General features: G+C 41.2%; 18 protein-coding genes and 1 pseudogene. 6 read left to right on the forward strand and 13 right to left on the reverse strand.

The annotated features are described in order from the left end of the window. Positions 1 to 47 precede the first annotated feature (47 nt). Complete coding sequence (locus AC6IZ0_RS18880) at positions 48 to 1,682, reverse strand: DUF3352 domain-containing protein (protein WP_497724381.1); 1,635 nt, start codon at positions 1,680 to 1,682, stop codon at positions 48 to 50. Positions 1,683 to 1,799: 117 nt separating this feature from the next. Between AC6IZ0_RS18880 and AC6IZ0_RS18885 the strand changes: the two genes are divergently transcribed. The 3 genes from AC6IZ0_RS18885 to AC6IZ0_RS18895 all read left to right on the forward strand — a co-directional run bounded on the left by AC6IZ0_RS18885 (position 1,800) and on the right by AC6IZ0_RS18895 (position 4,208). Beyond that, a complete protein-coding gene (locus AC6IZ0_RS18885; protein WP_497724382.1) occupies positions 1,800 to 2,159 on the forward strand; it encodes a rhodanese-like domain-containing protein in 360 nt (119 codons plus the stop codon). Positions 2,160 to 2,454: 295 nt separating this feature from the next. After that, entirely contained in the window at positions 2,455 to 3,552 is a 1,098-nt protein-coding gene (gene hrcA / locus AC6IZ0_RS18890; protein ID WP_497724383.1) for a heat-inducible transcriptional repressor HrcA, read from the forward strand. A gap of 14 nt (positions 3,553 to 3,566) precedes the next feature. Then, complete coding sequence (locus AC6IZ0_RS18895; protein WP_271734219.1) at positions 3,567 to 4,208, forward strand: DUF2834 domain-containing protein; 642 nt, start codon at positions 3,567 to 3,569, stop codon at positions 4,206 to 4,208. Here AC6IZ0_RS18895 and crtW read toward each other — a convergent pair. From crtW to AC6IZ0_RS18920, 5 genes are all read right to left on the reverse strand, one after another. Beyond that, positions 4,166 to 4,963, reverse strand: a complete 798-nt coding sequence (gene crtW, locus AC6IZ0_RS18900) for a beta-carotene ketolase CrtW (RefSeq protein ID WP_497724384.1) — start codon at positions 4,961 to 4,963, stop codon at positions 4,166 to 4,168. The genes AC6IZ0_RS18895 and crtW overlap by 43 nt on opposite strands. A 233-nt stretch (positions 4,964 to 5,196) precedes the next feature. Next, the gene (locus AC6IZ0_RS18905) at positions 5,197 to 5,646 is read right to left on the reverse strand and encodes an SRPBCC family protein (protein WP_497724385.1); all 450 of its coding nucleotides are present in this window, start codon (positions 5,644 to 5,646) and stop codon (positions 5,197 to 5,199) included. A 19-nt stretch (positions 5,647 to 5,665) separates the two neighbouring features. After that, entirely contained in the window at positions 5,666 to 5,854 is a 189-nt protein-coding gene (locus AC6IZ0_RS18910; protein ID WP_280792888.1) for a CPXCG motif-containing cysteine-rich protein, read from the reverse strand. Beyond that, a complete protein-coding gene (locus AC6IZ0_RS18915; RefSeq protein WP_497724386.1) occupies positions 5,855 to 7,462 on the reverse strand; it encodes a B12-binding domain-containing radical SAM protein in 1,608 nt (535 codons plus the stop codon). A 41-nt stretch (positions 7,463 to 7,503) separates the two neighbouring features. After that, positions 7,504 to 7,758 carry a SemiSWEET family sugar transporter gene (locus AC6IZ0_RS18920; protein ID WP_271734209.1) on the reverse strand — a complete coding sequence of 85 codons (255 nt, stop codon included), beginning with the start codon at positions 7,756 to 7,758 and terminating at the stop codon, positions 7,504 to 7,506. Between the two features lie 57 nt (positions 7,759 to 7,815). Here AC6IZ0_RS18920 and AC6IZ0_RS18925 point away from each other — a divergent pair, with 57 nt between their 5' ends. Further along, on the forward strand, positions 7,816 to 8,622 hold the full coding sequence (locus tag AC6IZ0_RS18925; RefSeq protein ID WP_497724387.1) for a hypothetical protein: 807 nt from the start codon (positions 7,816 to 7,818) through the stop codon (positions 8,620 to 8,622). 54 nt (positions 8,623 to 8,676) lie between these two features. Here AC6IZ0_RS18925 and aroC read toward each other — a convergent pair whose 3' ends face one another. Beyond that, positions 8,677 to 9,768, reverse strand: coding sequence for a chorismate synthase (gene aroC / locus AC6IZ0_RS18930; RefSeq protein WP_271734211.1), 1,092 nt, complete (start codon positions 9,766 to 9,768; stop codon positions 8,677 to 8,679). A 220-nt stretch (positions 9,769 to 9,988) separates the two neighbouring features. Next, positions 9,989 to 11,295 (reverse strand): annotated as a pseudogene (locus AC6IZ0_RS18935) (glutamate-5-semialdehyde dehydrogenase). 170 nt (positions 11,296 to 11,465) lie between these two features. On the opposite strand from AC6IZ0_RS18935, the gene AC6IZ0_RS18940 reads away from it, so the two are divergent. Together AC6IZ0_RS18940 and AC6IZ0_RS18945 are read left to right on the forward strand one after the other, a co-directional pair. After that, positions 11,466 to 11,663 (forward strand): DNA-binding protein, encoded by a 198-nt coding sequence (locus tag AC6IZ0_RS18940; protein WP_280801890.1) that lies wholly within the window; start codon positions 11,466 to 11,468, stop codon positions 11,661 to 11,663. Beyond that, a complete protein-coding gene (locus tag AC6IZ0_RS18945; RefSeq protein ID WP_271734214.1) occupies positions 11,660 to 12,046 on the forward strand; it encodes a type II toxin-antitoxin system death-on-curing family toxin in 387 nt (128 codons plus the stop codon). Before AC6IZ0_RS18940 ends, AC6IZ0_RS18945 begins: the two co-directional genes overlap by 4 nt. 9 nt (positions 12,047 to 12,055) lie before the next feature. Here the strand turns inward: AC6IZ0_RS18945 and AC6IZ0_RS18950 are convergent, their stop codons facing one another. The 5 genes from AC6IZ0_RS18950 to AC6IZ0_RS18970 form a co-directional block, all read right to left on the reverse strand. Next, positions 12,056 to 13,207 carry a restriction endonuclease subunit S gene (locus tag AC6IZ0_RS18950; RefSeq protein WP_271734215.1) on the reverse strand — a complete coding sequence of 384 codons (1,152 nt, stop codon included), beginning with the start codon at positions 13,205 to 13,207 and terminating at the stop codon, positions 12,056 to 12,058. Positions 13,208 to 13,329: 122 nt separating this feature from the next. Beyond that, complete coding sequence (locus tag AC6IZ0_RS18955; protein WP_271734216.1) at positions 13,330 to 13,509, reverse strand: hypothetical protein; 180 nt, start codon at positions 13,507 to 13,509, stop codon at positions 13,330 to 13,332. A gap of 130 nt (positions 13,510 to 13,639) precedes the next feature. Next, positions 13,640 to 14,491, reverse strand: coding sequence for an Rpn family recombination-promoting nuclease/putative transposase (locus AC6IZ0_RS18960; RefSeq protein ID WP_497724388.1), 852 nt, complete (start codon positions 14,489 to 14,491; stop codon positions 13,640 to 13,642). A gap of 170 nt (positions 14,492 to 14,661) precedes the next feature. Then, positions 14,662 to 15,561, reverse strand: a complete 900-nt coding sequence (locus AC6IZ0_RS18965) for an Rpn family recombination-promoting nuclease/putative transposase (protein WP_497724389.1) — start codon at positions 15,559 to 15,561, stop codon at positions 14,662 to 14,664. Positions 15,562 to 15,736: 175 nt separating this feature from the next. Beyond that, positions 15,737 to 16,612, reverse strand: a complete 876-nt coding sequence (locus tag AC6IZ0_RS18970; protein ID WP_497724390.1) for an Rpn family recombination-promoting nuclease/putative transposase — start codon at positions 16,610 to 16,612, stop codon at positions 15,737 to 15,739. Positions 16,613 to 16,720 lie beyond the last annotated feature (108 nt).

A 16,720-nucleotide genomic window follows, 5' to 3' on the forward strand; every position in this document is an offset into this window, starting at 1 on the left:
TGTTAAACAGCCATCATATAGGGTATTATAGCATATTTGAAAATCAATTAATCCAAAAATCGGAATAATACCCCGGTTTTGACCAATCCTTTCTCCTGACTGTAACTACTGAGAGTCAGCGATCGCAGCTTTTGCCAAAAAGACTTACCTACTATTTCCACTAACTGCAAACTGGGTAATTGATGCTCTAGGAGGGTGCGGCTTTTAGTCCAATCCAGATATACATACCCTTGATTGGGTTGGGGAATACCGGCAATACTATCTTGGAAATGGCGATCGCCAATCATAGCAGCGTTCTTAGTTGTGATTAATGGGGCTAAAGTTTCTAAATTAGAAGCAAAGATTTCATAATTACCTTCATTGGTATGTACTCCCCGTACTTGAGCCTCAATATTAAATGATAGACCTTCTGGGGTATCGGTTTGTGTAGGAGTTAACTCAGTCCAAGCAAAGACAGTTTTTTGATTCCAGTTAAAAGAACTTACACTCAACCCTTGCTCGGAGGCGATGGTATCTAAACGAGCAATACCCCCTGGGACATCCTCTAATTTTTCCACCACAAACACCCAATTAACCCCCCCGACTCCAGCATGAGGTAAAACAGCTAAAGCATATTCTCCCTTTACCCAACTAAAAATATCCTCGGTCTTCACTCCCAGATTTTCTAATGGTTTTCCCAAGCTGGAAATAGCATCAGTCCCGGAAGCAAAAACAGCCGTTGTTGCTTGTTTCCAGAGTTGACCTAAATCACTGTTGGGCAAATTATTTAAATTAGTACCAGAAATCACCAACCCAACCCCATCTGGTATATATGCTAACGCCCCTACATTTTGAGTCAGGGGAGCAGAAACCGGCATAATTTCCGAGTCAGTGAGAAAGTTACTTTCTGCGAAAAGTCCTTGGGGATGTAAAGACAAAGAAATAAGTTGGCTATCAAAGGTTGCTGCTGGTAATTCTAAACCTTGCCATGCAGCCACAGCGGGAAGATTGAGAAAAGCCGTAGCTAGGGTGGCTTTAGGTAGCTGTTGTAGCGCTCTTTGGTAGCGGGAGGAACTAGACAAATTCAAATCAGGAGCTTGGACGTTATTAATTGCGTCTCGTAGCACCTTCGCATCATTAGCAAATAATACAAAGTCATCCACCACCGCAGCAGACAAAGCATTTACCTGGGAACTAGAATCAGATAGCAGCTTTACCCCTGCATATTTCTCTACCTCCAAGTTAGCCCCAGCCAATACCCGCCGAGAAAATAATAACTCTAAAAACTCCCGGCTGGTTTCTGGTTTCTTGGTTGCTAGTGCCATCAGATACCCTGGTTGCTGTCCGTTTTCTGGGTCGCGGTCAATATCTGTGGTAGTCACCGCCAGGGTAATTTCATTACCTAGCCACGGTTTAATATCTTGGTTGTAATCTATGTCAGTCTTAGCTAATAAACTGGTTTTGAGTTGGGATAATTGTCCTTGACGCTCCCACAGGCGCTCTGGATTATTCAGTAACGACACCATCACCGGCGCTACTTTGGAGACGAATATAGCGGCCTGGGGTTCAGAGGTAGAAGTAACAAGGTTAACTGGTGTCTTGGCGAAAAACCAGTAAAATAACCCTATGGCTATAATTACTAGTGCGATCGCCCCAGCTACCAAAAAACCAAAAAATGAGCGTTGGCTATTGACATTAGACATATTGACAGTGCTTTTATTTGTTTAACTTGGTTTTACTACTCCCTAGGGAATAGATGCTGATGTCAGGAAAAAAATTTTCTGTCACCATAAAGGGTATAGGTTGTTTACAAAAATCTCATGACAGGGAATCCTTCTGGTCAACTCATTACTCCAATTAGTGTAGAGGAACTGGCGCTGCGTCTGTCTTCTGGTGATCCAAGTATTCAGTTAATAGATGTGCGCGAACCCCAAGAAATAGCAACTGCTACTATTGACGGGTTTGTGAATCTCCCCTTAAGCGAATTTGGGGACTGGAGTGACCAAGTCGCCACCATGTTTAATCCCCACGCTGAAACCCTTGTGTTATGTCACCACGGTATTCGCTCCGGCCAGATGTGCCAGTGGCTAGTTGCTCAAGGTTTTACAAATGTTAAGAATATTAGTGGTGGTATAGATGCCTACTCTATCTTAGTTGATTCTTCTATTCCCCAATACTAAAAGATTTCCAGATAGCATTGCCCAGGTGTAACTGATTATGACATCGCCGCAATGCTACTCTCAAGATCATACCGTCTGAGATGTCACTAATTAAGCATACATATGGCTTTTGGGTAAAAGTAATTTATACTACATATTATCCCAAACCGAGATGCAATAATACTTAAATAATCAAGTGCAAAATCAACTGAACTAATTAAATATTCTGCTACATTAATTAACTATTATTCAGATTTTTTGCTTTTAAAACCCTTTTTTTTCCACTTTTAAATCTGCCTTCAGCCAAACATACCCTATGCAAGTCCAGTTAACGAATCGACAACAGCATATACTTTGGGCAACAGTACGTCATTACATCGCCACTGCGGAGCCAGTAGGTTCAAAAGCCTTGCTTGATGAGTATGACCTCGGTGTGAGTTCAGCCACAATTCGCAATGTCATGGGTGTGTTAGAAAAATCAGGATTACTTTACCAACCACACACATCCGCTGGACGCATACCCTCAGATTCCGGCTATCGTATTTATGTTGACCAGTTAATTACACCTTCTTTCCGAGATGCTACGCGAGCCGATATTTTAGCAAAAGAGGTAGAACTGGCCCTACAAAATCGCCTCCATTGGGAAGATTGGAGTTTGGAAGCGGTATTACAAGGTGCTGCGCAAATTTTAGCCACAGTCAGCGGCTGTATTAGTTTAATTACCATGCCCCAAACCACTATGGCAATTGTGCGACATCTGCAATTAATGCAAATTGAAGCCAACAAGATCATGCTGATTATGGTAACAGATGCTTATGAAACCCATTCCAAACTGATCAATTTATGCCCCGCAGGGGAAGAAGCCAAAGTTGACCCAGAGAAAATAGACCATGAATTACAGATAGTCTCTAATTTTTTGAATACCCACTTGCGGGGGCGCAGTCTGTTAGAATTAACTTCCCTCGACTGGAGTGAATTAGATCAAGAGTTCCAACGCTATGGCCAATTCTTGAAAGATTCGGTCACAGAGTTCACTCGCAGCCATATGACACCAACTACAACCCAAATTATGATCAGGGGTGTAGCGGAAGTTTTGCGTCAGCCGGAATTTTCTCAATTACAGCAAGTACAAACCATTATCCACTTGCTTGAAGAAGAACAAGAGCAACTGTGGCCGTTAATCTTTGCTGAACCGGAAACCCAAGAGATGGGTAAGTCTAAAGTAACAGTCCGCATCGGTACAGAAAACCCCCTGGAGCCCATCCGCACCTGTACTTTAATTTCTTCTACCTATCGCCGGGGTATGCTACCTGTAGGAAGTGTGGGAGTATTAGGACCTACACGCCTGGACTATGAAAGTGCGATCGCAGTTGTCGCTGCTGCTGCTGATTACCTTTCAGAGGCTTTTAGTTAATTTTGTGGTTGATGATGCTCAGAAAAATTGGTTTTGGTTTACTATGGCTGGGATTTCTCAGCTATGCTTTTATTTTTGCTCCCCCTGATCACCCTGATACTTGGGAGTTAATTCAAAAACTTTCCCTGGGACAATGGCAAGATATTAACCCCCTAGTCATAGCATTATTTAACCTCATGGGCATCTGGCCTGTAATTTATAGTGCAGTACTTTTAAGTGATGGTACGGGTCAAAAAATCCCAGCTTGGCCTTTTGCAGCCGCATCTTTTGCTGTTGGGGCTTTTGCTGTGTTACCCTATTTAGCTTTACGCTCACCCAATCCGGAGTTCTCTGGGAAAAAGACTCTCTTGCTCAAGTTCCTAGATTCCCCTGTGACTGGTGTGATTTTAACTATCGTCGTGGTGATTCTCTTCGCCTATGGTTTCCAAGGAGAAGGGGAAAATTTTATACACCAGTGGCAAAGTAGCCGTTTCATTCATGTGATGAGTTTAGATTTCTGCTTACTTTGTCTGTTATTTCCCACATTACTGGGGGATGATATGGCGCGTCGGGGTGTGAAAAATCGGGGATTTTTCTGGTTAATAGCTTTAATTCCCTTATTCGGACCCTTAATTTATTTATCTGTGCGTCCCCCGTTACCGGAATTAAATACCTGATAAATTTGAGGTAGTTGCCACCAAGGAAGATGGGGGTATTCGTGATGTTCGTAATGGTAACCAAAATGGTAGCAAGTGATAAATGACCACCAAATAGGACGGCTAATAGTTTGGGAACGATGGGGGTTTTGATAACCTCCTAGGGGTTCACTATGGGGTAGAAAGGTGCCAAAATAGAATAATTGTAGGGAACTTAAGATTGAGGGAATTACCCAAAAATAATTGAGGTTATCCTCTGGCAGATGTCCGATATATTTTCCTAAGTTATAAATAATCATTAATGTGATGATTTGTCGCCAACTCCAGTAACCTTTCATAAAGTATAAATACCAAGCTAAGAAGTTCTTATATTTACCATTATGAAAATCTGGATCTTTGTCTGTGGCTGGATTATGGTGGTGTAACCAGTGCTTTTTTAACAGCTTGGGATAGGATAACAGCCCATAGAGAAATAGGCACAATGAACCTATAAAATGGTTTATTTTCAGATTTTTGGGAAAAATTACCCCATGCATGGCATCATGGGCTGTAATAAATAATCCCGTGTATAAAAATGTTTGCCAAAGTATCATTGGCAATAAGAGCCAAATTTTCCACTGGGATATATCAATATAAATTAACACACCCAAACTGATAGCCCATATAGTCATAATCGCGATCGCAACCAAAATACCCCTAAACAGGAATTTACTGCTCACTGCTGCCGTGGTACTGATTTTTTTATCAGGTAATGGTAGTGGTTCTAACTGGAACACGCTTTTACTCCGCGTATAATTCATGTAGCCATGACAACAAGCAGTAACTGCTCGTATTTGGCAAGTCAACAGTATTAATATTTATGACATTTAGTAAATATGTTTAAATATTAAGATACCTTAAATAGTATTACACATAATTTGACAATAAATTATGTGTAAAAGGTCAGGACACACCTAATATTAGTGATTTCCTGCGTTACCCTGAAATCACGGCGGTTAATCCTCACCTATTATCTTGACTCACACTCCCGGTTAGTGATATAATGGCGGTATCGAAACATAGCTTCAAGTTGAGCTTGTACTAGCCAGCCACTCATCATCTCTACTGTACTACCACCAGGCAGACAGAAAGAAATATCATCAGTAAGCTTAGTTTTACCATTTGCCGCCACAAACTCATGGCGATGTACCCAAGACTCAAAAGGGCCAGATATCTGTTCATCAATAAACAGGCGGTTTTTCTCACATTCAGTGTGACGAGCTAACCAAGTTAAAGGTAATGGTCCCAAAAACAGGCGAAATTCAGTAATAGCACCTACTTCTAACCCCCCTTCCCGACGGACTACTTTTACAGGTTGCCAAGGTGGGGTGAGTAATTGCAATATATCTGGTCTTTCGTGGAATTTCCACACTACTTCGGGGGGTGCATTAATGATGGAGGAATGTTGAAAGTGCAGCATGGCCAAAACAACCTAAAATCTAACCTTCGCAGTCAGTATCAATTTCAATATCTAGGGTATCCTCATCAAGCCGCACATACAAAATATTCGGGTGACAGCACACCTGACAGTCTTCTACATAAGACTGTTGTGACCCAGCACTCAAATCGATAAAAGTTAAGTTTGGTTCGCCGCAATAAGCGCAGTAGTATTCAGCAGTATTTTGCATTTATTTGAATTGACTCGTAGCTTCTGCTAAGTGCTTTAGTAGTGTAGAATGTGGGAGTAGTCCTTGCAAGTGATTCCAGGGTAAAATTTGCTCTGTTGACCAGTTGCTGTAAACGTAAAATTCTAAGTCGGGTATTTGCCCTTTGAGTTGCTTAAATGCACGTTTGTAGCTACCCAAAGAATCCCCAAACTCACGGGTTAATTCTAGAAGTTGGGACAACCGGCGATCGCCTCTGGACAACAAAGCTTGTATAATTGACCAATTATAACTTTCTGGGCGAAAGTCTATCCCCTGGGGTTTGAGTTTTTTCTGTAGCATCTGTAACCGCTTCTCTGCTTGCTGATTGACCCCAAACCATTGAAAAGGTGTATGTGCCTTGGGTACAAAGGTACTGCATCCCAATGTTAACCGCAGACCAGGGGCAGCTTTTTTAACATTAGCCATCATAGACACAGTGGCCTCTAAATCTTCCGGTTCTTCGCCGGGGATACCCACCATACCATAAAGTTTCAAAGCTTTTAATCCTCCAGCCTTGGCATTGATGGCAGCTTGGATGATTTCATCATTATGCAGCTTTTTGTTGATGATTTGGCGCAGCCGATCTGAACCCGTTTCTACAGCAATAGTCAGCGATCGCGTGTCCCTTTTAGCTAAAGTTTCCGCCAGCTGTACCGTCACCGTATTAGTGCGCACCGAGGCGATACTCAACCGCACATGATCATATTTCGGCTGACTAATATAGTTTAGCAGCTCCTCAAACTCCGGATGTTGAGTTACCGAAGCCCCCAACAACCCCAAGCGGTTAGTCACTGCTAACCCCTGTTCAATAGCGGGAATTAAAGAACCCTCTAAGCTAGCTGTTCTAAAAGGTAAAGTCAAATAACTCGCAAGACAAAAGCGACACATTTCCGGACAGCTGCGCACCACCTCCACCATGTAAATATTTTCCCATGCCGCCTTTTGTGTGACCACAGTAGACCGGGACAGAACATTACCGCGGTAAGTTTGCTTTTGCACCACCGGGGGAACTTCCGGTAAAATCGGTGTAATCGACTTCACCACCCCATCTTTACCGTGATATTCCACCTCATACAAACTAGGAACATAAATTCCTGGGACTTGGGCCAGTGCTTGGAGTTGAGTTGCTCTAGAAGCGTTTCTCACCTGTTTATAAGTCTCAATGAAATTAGTCAGCAGATGTTCCCCATCACCGAGTAAAATCACATCAAAGAAGTCCGCAAAAGGTTCCGGGTTAGCAGTCAGTACCGGACCGCCACCAAAAACCAGGGGATGGGAATCATTACGGGAGTGAGCGCGAATGGGAACATCTAAAGATTCCAGTAAATTTAAAATATTCACATAATCCAGTTCCCAGGAAATAGAAAAACCCAAAATTTCCGGGTTTCTAGGGAGTGCTTCCTGGATATCAGTAAATAAGCGACTGACTTGTACATCCTCACGGGTAGCCAAAGTTGCCCAAACCACCTGATAACCCAGACTAGTAATACCCACTGTATACTCATTGGGAAAAGCAAAAATCAGCGGGATTGCATCGCTGTTAGGGTTTGTGGGGGTGAATAACAGGCGTTCTGAGGCAAATACAGTCATATTAATACGTAATTGGGGAGTAGGAGCTTAATTTTAAAGGTTTATCTATACTTAATTTTAAGGGATAGAATGATGAAGTTGAAACAGAAACTGATACTATTAGCCAGGATAATCGGTAAAGATTTCAGATATATTCCATAAACCAACCATAAAAAAAGACCACTCATAAACGTAACTAACATCAGGTAAGAGACATCTTTAGCTGACTTACTTTTCCAGGTTTTCACCATTTGGGGTAAAAAAGCGCTAGTTGTTAAAACAGCCGCACATAGTCCTAACAGTGTGATAGAATCCATACTCAATAGTTAATTTTTTGTCATTATATAACCATCAGTCGATAAAAATATACTTATATGTCACAACAAATAATAGATCAAAAAGCCTATTTAATCTTTGATACCTTAGAATATCTCAATTTGCAATTCCGTTTAGAAGCATCTTGGAAAATTAGTAAAAATGGACTACATAAAAATCGCTTTATATTGGCAATACAAGCAGCAGACAACTTGAGGGATAAGTTTTTATATTTCTGCAAACAAATGGATATACCAGATAAATATTTAGAAATATTTCAGCAGAATTTATCTCAGGCAAGTGTAGTATACTTTGGTTTTGAAGGTAATGAAGTCAGTTGTATTTATAAAGTATATTTAGAATTTTGGGATCAAATGGTTAAGGATCTCAAAAGTAAATCTCATAAAACCGAAACCCATCTTCTGGGTTTAGGGTTTAAATGGAACGCCCTGGACAATACCAAGGGGGTTATATCTACATATACCTGCTATCCTTTGCTTTCCGTAGCAGAGATTTTAAACAGGATATCATCTATTTATCAGGGTTATAATCACTCTCATCCGGGGAAAATAGTCCAGGAGCTAATCAATTTTGCTGCTGACAGGGTTAATGATAATCCCTTTATTTATCTAGAGGTAAGTGAAGAAAATAATCCCCGTAAATCCTTTGATTTAAATTTTTATAAAGCTAACATCCCCTTGCAAGATATTTATAATTATTTAGGTAAGATGCGCCAGCATTATGGAATTAATGCTCACAGTTTTAATTACTTGTATCAACAAACATCCTCTAAGAAACTAGGACATTTATCTGGTGGTATTGATAGACGAGGACAAGACTTTTTAACAATTTACTATGAAGTCTAGGAATTATTTAATATACCCGACTTCTTGAAGAAGTCGGTTATCTAAAACTGCTATTTATGACAACAATTTACATTGTCCATGATGGCGTAACAAATGGTCACACAGGACTAAAGCCACCATCGCCTCTACCATGGGTACTGCTCGGGGTAATACACAGGGGTCATGTCTTCCCTTTGCAGCTAAAACAGTTTCTTCCCCTGCTTGGGTAACTGTTTTTTGCTCCTTTCTAATGGTGGCCGTGGGTTTAAATGCAACTCGCAAGATAATATTTTCACCGTTGGAAATTCCCCCTTGAATACCCCCTGAACGGTTGGTGACGGTGCGAATTTCTCCACTGTCATCTATATAAAATTCGTCGTTGTGTTCAATCCCGGTTAACAAAGTCCCCCCAAAACCTGAGCCAATTTCAAAACCTTTGCTAGCGGGGAGAGACATCACACCTTTAGCGATATCCGCTTCTAATTTATCAAAGACTGGTTCCCCTAAGCCTTTGGGAACGTTGCGAGCTACACATTCTACTACACCGCCAATTGAATTACCATCTCTACCAATTTGCTCAATTAATGAAATCATCCGTTCTGCTGACTCGCTATCGGGACAGCGGACTATGTTACTTTCTACTTGTTCTAAGGTGACGGTGTTGGGGTCAATCACCGCTTCTAAGTCTTTGATGCGCTTGACGTAGCCGATGATTTCAATATTAGCAACTTGACGGAGGATTTTTTTGGCGATCGCACCTGCGGCCACTCTCCCTATTGTCTCACGGGCGGAGGATCTCCCCCCTCCTTGCCAATTGCGAATACCATACTTAGCATCATAAGTTGCATCAGCATGGGAGGGGCGATACTTTTGCGCCATCTCGTCGTAGTCTTGGGGTCGGGTGTCTTTGTTGCGCACCATCATGGCGATGGGTGTTCCCAAGGTTTTACCCTCAAATACTCCAGATAAAATTTCGCAGGTATCGGCTTCTTTGCGGGGTGTGGTAATTTTACTTTGTCCGGGTTTTCTCCTGTCTAATTCTAGTTGAATTTCTGCGGGAGAAATTTCTAATTGAGGGGGACAACCGTCAATTATCACTCCCACACCACCGCCGTGGGACTCGCCAAATGTAGTAATACGAAATAAATTTCCGAAGGTATTGCCCATGATATTGAGGAAAAACGTTGAGGCTTTTGTATTGTACCGAAAGTTATTAGTTATAGGGAACAGGGAACAGGGAACAGGGAACAGGGGGAATAGGGAATAGGGAATAGGGAATAGAGGGAATAGGGAATAGAGGGAATAGGGGGAATAGGGAGAAAGGCTATATTTAATAAATTGTCTACCCCAGCGCACAGATCAACATAGATGAGTTATCTGTGGGTTTTTACTCTAAGTTTTTATGGGTAAAGGGTTTAGCATTGGCTCCGGTGTAAGTGGCTACTATATGACCGTTACCGGTCATCTGATATTTATAGGTAACTAACCCTTCTAAACCAACGGGTCCACGGGGGGGCATCTGTTGCGTACTTATACCTACTTCTGCGCCAAAGCCGTAGCGAAAACCATCAGCAAAGCGAGTAGAACAGTTGTGAAATACCCCCGCTGCGTTTACTAGTCCAAAAAAGGTTTCTACCGCTGCTGGGTCTTCTGTGATAATGGCCTCAGTATGGCGGGAACCATACTCGTTAATATGGGCGATCGCCTGTTCTATGGAGTCTACAATTTTAATTGCTAAAATCAAATCACTGTATTCTGTTTCCCAGTCTGTGGCGATCGCCCTGCCAATATGGGGTATAATCTCTAAAGTGCGGTCATCGCCCCTTAATTCTACCTCTGCGCCTGCCAAATCTGCGGCAATTTTGGGGAGAAATTCCCCAGCAACAGATTGATGGATTAATAGAGTTTCAATGGCGTTACAAGCGGCAGCATATTGAATTTTAGCATCAACACTGACTGTAATAGCTTTACTCAGATCCGCAGCCTTGTCTATATATAAATGACAAATTCCGTCGGCGTGTCCTAATACGGGGATGCGTGTGTTATTCTGGACGAATTGCACAAAGGAATTGGAACCCCTGGGAATAATTAAATCTACATATTTATCTAAGTTTAAAAGTTCTCGGGTTTCTTCTCTAGTTGTTAATAACTGCACCGCATCGGAGTTAACCGCAGTGTGAGATAATCCCTGTTTAATGGCTTTAACTATAGCTTCACAAGAAGCGATCGCCTCTTTTCCACCTTTGAGAATCACACCGTTACCTGATTTGATTGCTAAGGAGACAATTTGAATTGCTGCTTCTGGACGCGCTTCAAAAATAATCCCTAACACCCCCAGGGACAAGTGACCCGCTTGAGAACTAAACCACTATCTAGTTCTCGGTGAATTTGCACAGTTCCCACCGGATCTGGTAGTTTAGCCACATCTCGCACCCCGGCGATCGCATCTCTTAGTTTATGTTCATCTAACTGTAAGCGTTTATATAGTGGTTTGGCGATACCTGCGGCTGTAGCTGCTTGACAATCGGCTATATTTGCTTGTATAATGTCATCCTTAGCTAATTCTAGAGCCTGGGCTATGGCTTCTAAGGCTTGATTTTTGGCTTCTGTATCCAGAATTGCCAATTTACTCGCTGCTTGGCGGGTTTTTTGGGCAATGGTAATTAGGGGTAAAGTATCTTGCAGAGTGGTCATGTGTGAAAATTTGGCTTTTTTCCCATCTTAACAATACACAGAACCCGCGGTTTTTACATTTTCCCTCTCCTTGCAAGGGGAGGGTTAGGGTGGAGTAAAAGCTTATTTGATACCTGATGGAATGATTTGGCTCCAGCAACAGGAAAGTAATTGAGTTTGACCGCAAAAATATGGCAACGATAACCATTAATATTTCAGAGGAGCAACTGCAAAAGTTGCAGGAATTAGCCCAACAGTTGAATATTTCTACTGAGCAGTTGTTATCTGCGAGTTTAGAAGATTTGTTAAATCGTCGTCAAGGTGAGTTTACCCAAGCTGCTAATTATGTTATGCAGAAAAATGCTCAACTTTACCAGCGATTGGGATGATTCGCTACTTGCTACTGATTGAAGTTATTGAACTTCATCGTCAAATTATTGAGCAGTCAGGGGGAGCTTTGGGTATCCGAGACTTAGGTGCTGTAGAATCTGCACTTGCTCAACCACGTATGACTTTTGGCGGTGAGGAACTTTATCCCACACTTGTCGATAAGGCTGCAGCTATGGGTTTTTCTTTGATCATGAATCATCCATTTATTGATGGTAATAAGCGGATTGGTCATGGTGCAATGGAAGTTTTTCTGGTCATGAATGGTCTAGAAATTAATGCTTCTATCGATGAACAGGAGGAAATTATACTTTCTCTTGCATCTGGTAAGTTTGACCGTGAAGCATTTACACAATGGTTAAAATCGCATGTTAAACTTATTTAAGGTATTGGTTTATAGTTCTCCTCTAAAAGCTTTTTGTAGTAGAGAGTTGAATAGGTTGTTACTTTCTTCTTGATGATTTGTTTGAATATTTTGTAAATGTTCAAATTTGTTTACTATATTATTCCAATCCGTTTGAAGTTCTAAGGGAGGTAATGGAATTTTTAACTGTTTAGCTTTGCTTATGTTAAAATGTTTTTGGATTGCACCAGTTAAACCTGTACCACCATTTTGATCACCCAGCAAAAAATTAAGTATTTCTGCAAGATATGCTGGTACAAGTAATTTACTACAAGTCATAACTATTAAATCAGAGCAATTTGCCTGTGTAATCCATTTCGGTATTACTGCGGCTACACCTGCGTTTCCTGTTCGTACAGCTACGACATCTCCAGGAAGCAAAGATGATTTATTTAATTTTCTATGAAAGTCATTACTGACATATTTCAGATCATTAAGTACTATCCGGTTACGTTTAATGTTTAAAGACCTTAGCCAAGGTACACCTTCTTCTATGTATTCTGAGGACATTGTTCCCACAAAGCCTACAGTTACTCGATTGCATACCTTACTTAAAGGATGAATTTCCCACCCTTTAGGATTAGTAACAGGGTCGCCGAACATATCTAAGAAAGTCGATCGCAATAATTCCTCTGTCAGTGCGATCGCCTGTTTTCGTTTCCGGCGAATATCGTCAGCTTTATCTAATATTGCAGCGATGCGTCGCTGTTCTTCTAGGGGTGGGACAACTATGGGAATACGGCTTGCTGCGCTTTTTGTTAGTTTTCCGCGAGTAGTACCTGTTACAAATTGGGTAACATCGTAACGTTCCAAATGTCTGTAAAGATATCGAATATCAATGCAATCTTTTGGTCTAAGGACATGAGCATGATTGTTTACCCAACACTTACCAGTTATTTGATAAGCAATAGTTTTGTTTGGATCTCCAAAGTGTCCACCATCTTCAGCTAGTAAAACCAGTGGTTCATCAAAGATAAATTCTGCTACCGAGTCTTGTTGTCCGTTAGCTCCATAATAAGGATAAGGACCTTTCACTCTGTCTCTTTCCGTAATGGCTTTACGTTGATTATCAAGAAATTCCACAACTTCCGAAAGGAGAAAAGTGTCCCAATTAGTTGATAATTGTGATTGGTAAATCAGCATCCCCAAAACACCCCCAACACAGCAAAATTCACCCGCTTCAAATCACCCAGCATCCGAGACAGCAATAATAATTGTATCTCATTTTTTCAGTAGATACCTTCACCTTTTAGTAATGCGCTGTATCAATTATCCTGTTGTAACCGCCCTTGTAACTCCCGCACCCGCTCTAAACTTAAACCTGTAATTTCTCTAGTTTCTTCTGCACCCATACCCCTGCGGAGTAAATTAATGGCGATGGTTTCCTGTGCTTCTTGAATACCTTCTTGGCGAGCTTTCCGTTCCCAACTGGTGACAATTTCCATATATTTTTCCTCCTGTAATCATCCCATATTAGGGAAACAACAAAATCCAGTCCCCTCCTTTTGTAAGGGGAGGGTTAGGGTGGGGTCAAACAATATTTGATACAGTGATGATAAATTTTAAAACATCCTCTCAATTATCCTGTTGTAACCGCCTCTGTAACTCCCGCACCCGCTCTAAACTTAAACCTGTAATTTCTCTAGTTTCTTCTGCACCCATACCCCTGCGGAGTAAATTAATGGCGATGGTTTCCTGTGCTTCTTGGCGAGCTTTCCGTTCCCAACTGGTAACAATTTCCATATATTTCTCCTCCTGTAATAATCCCATATTATTCGCCGTCACCTGAAATAATTCCTCTTCAGTCCCATTCAAATTGAGATAGACATCTACAAACCCTGAAATTAACTGCATCCGCGCTGGGTCTAGCTTCAAAGTAATTAACAATCGTAAACATTCCGCCTTTACCTGGGGACGTTCCGAGGGGGGTATCTTCATTTTAGCCATTAAAGCCGCTGCTACGGGGTTAGACTGGGTTAAATAATCTCGCCAACGCAGTTGATTTAATTGGATGGCTTTAAAATTAAAATCAAGTACCTGTAAGTCAGAAAAAGCTAGTTGATAATTTTCTGGTTCCCGACGCTGGGGTTCATCAAAGGAAAAAATCACCACCGGATAAATGGGTAAATCATATTTTTCATGTAAGCGGGCGAAATATTTAAACATCCGCTTGGCAAAATCTGACTGACTGTAAGATTGATTTTCAACGTGAATTAAAAAATAAGTCTCTTGCTGCTGGTATCGCACCTGCGCCAATAAATCAATTTCTTTTTTTTCTCCCGAAGTGACATCATTAAAGACTTCCTGGGGTAAAAACTGAATAGATTCTCGGTCAATTTCTCTGACTACTTGGGGGAGAAATAACTCTAAAAATTCCACAAAGAAGGTAGAAATTAATTCTTTAAATAACCGGTCATGGTCAATCATCCCAGGAGTTCCTCTAAAAGGTGGTTTTATAACTTATCAACAGGTAATTTTCATCTTAGGGAACACCGGATAAAAAGGGAAGCATAAAATCCAGTTCCCTCTTGAATAGAGAGAACTGGCTGGGGTCAAACAATATTTAATACACTGAACATAAATTTTAAAACATCCTCTCAATTATCCTGTAATAACCGCCCTTGTAACTCCCGCACCCGCTCTAAACTTAAACCTGTAATTTCTCTAGTTTCTTCTGCACCCATACCCCTGCGGAGTAAATTAATGGCGATGGTTTCCTGTGCTTCCTGAACACCTTGCTGAACACCTTGCTGAATACCTTCCTGAATACCTTCTTGGCGAGCTTTCCGTTCCCAACTGGTGACAATTTCCATATATTTCTCCTCCTGTAATAATCCCATATTATTCGCCGTCACCTGAAATAATTCCTCTTCAGTCCCATTCAAATTGAGATAGACATCTACAAACCCTGAAATTAACTGCATCCGCGCTGGGTCTAGCTTCAAAGTAATTAACAATCGTAAACATTCCGCCTTTACCTGGGGACGTTCCGAGGGGGGTATCTTCATTTTAGCCATTAAAGCCGCTGCTACGGGGTTAGACTGGGTTAAATAATCTCGCCAACGCAGTTGATTTAATTGGATGGCTTTAAAATTAAAATCAAGTACCTGTAAGTCAGAAAAAGCTAGTTGATAATTTTCTGGTTCCCGACGCTGGGGTTCATCAAAGGAAAAAATCACCACCGGATAAATGGGTAAATCATATTTTTCATGTAAGCGGGCGAAATATTTAAACATCCGCTTGGCAAAATCTGACTGACTGTAAGATTGATTTTCAACGTGAATTAAAAAATAAGTCTCTTGCTGCTGGTATCGCACCTGCGCCAATAAGTCAATTTCTTTTTTATCGCCCGAAGTCACATCATTAAATACTTCCTGGGGTAAAAACTGAATAGATTCTCGGTCAATTTCTCTGACTACTTGGGGGAGAAATAACTCTAAAAATTCCACAAAGAAGGTAGAAATTAATTCTTTAAATAACCTGTCATGGTCAATCATCCCAGGAGTTCCTCTAAAAGGTGGTTTTATAAGTCAACAGGTAATTTTTACCCCTCTTAATCCCCCCTTACAAGGGGGGAAACAACAAAATCCAGTCCCCTCCTTTTGTAAGGGGAGGGTTAGGGTGGGGTCAAACAATATTTGATACAGTGATGATAAATTTTAAAACATCCTCTCAATTATCCTGTAATAAACGCCCTTGTAACTCCCGCACCCGTTCTAAACTTAAACCTGTAATTTCTCTAGTTTCTTGTGCACCCATACCCCTGCGGAGTAAATTAATGGCGATAGTTTCCTGTGCTTCTTGAATACCTTCCTGAATACCTTCTTGGCGAGCTTTGCGTTCCCAACTGGTAACAATTTCCATATATTTTTCCTCCTGTAATAATCCCATATTATTCGCCGTCACCTGAAATAATTCCTCTTCAGTCCCATTCAAATTGAGATAGACATCTACAAACCCTGAAATTAACTGCATCCGCGCTGGGTCTAGCTTCAAAGTAATTAACAATCGTAAACATTCCGCCTTTACCTGGGGACGTTCCGAGGGGGGTATCTTCATTTTAGCCATTAAAGCCGCTGCTACGGGGTTAGACTGGGTTAAATAATCTCGCCAACGCAGTTGATTTAATTGGATGGCTTTAAAATTAAAATCAAGTACCTGTAAGTCAGAAAAAGCTAGTTGATAATTTTCTGGTTCCCGACGCTGGGGTTCATCAAAGGAAAAAATCACCACCGGATAAATGGGTAAATCATATTTTTCATGTAAGCGGGCGAAATATTTAAACATCCGCTTGGCAAAATCTGACTGACTGTAAGATTGATTTTCAACGTGAATTAAAAAATAAGTCTCTTGCTGCTGGTATCGCACCTGCGCCAATAAATCAATTTCTTTTTTTTCTCCCGAAGTCACATCATTAAATACTTCCTGGGGTAAAAACTGAATAGATTCTCGGTCAATTTCTCTGACTACTTGGGGGAGAAATAACTCTAAAAATTCCACAAAGAAGGTAGAAATTAATTCTTTAAATAACCGGTCATGGTCAATCATCCCAGGAGTTCCTCTAAAACCTCTAAGTCCGCCCCAATTTCATCCTCTAATAGTTTATGCTGTTTCAGCTAATAGCTGGCAAATGGTTTGATGGGCGTTGAAGCAACC

It is taken from the genome of Anabaenopsis sp. NIES-4685, assembly GCF_059725405.1.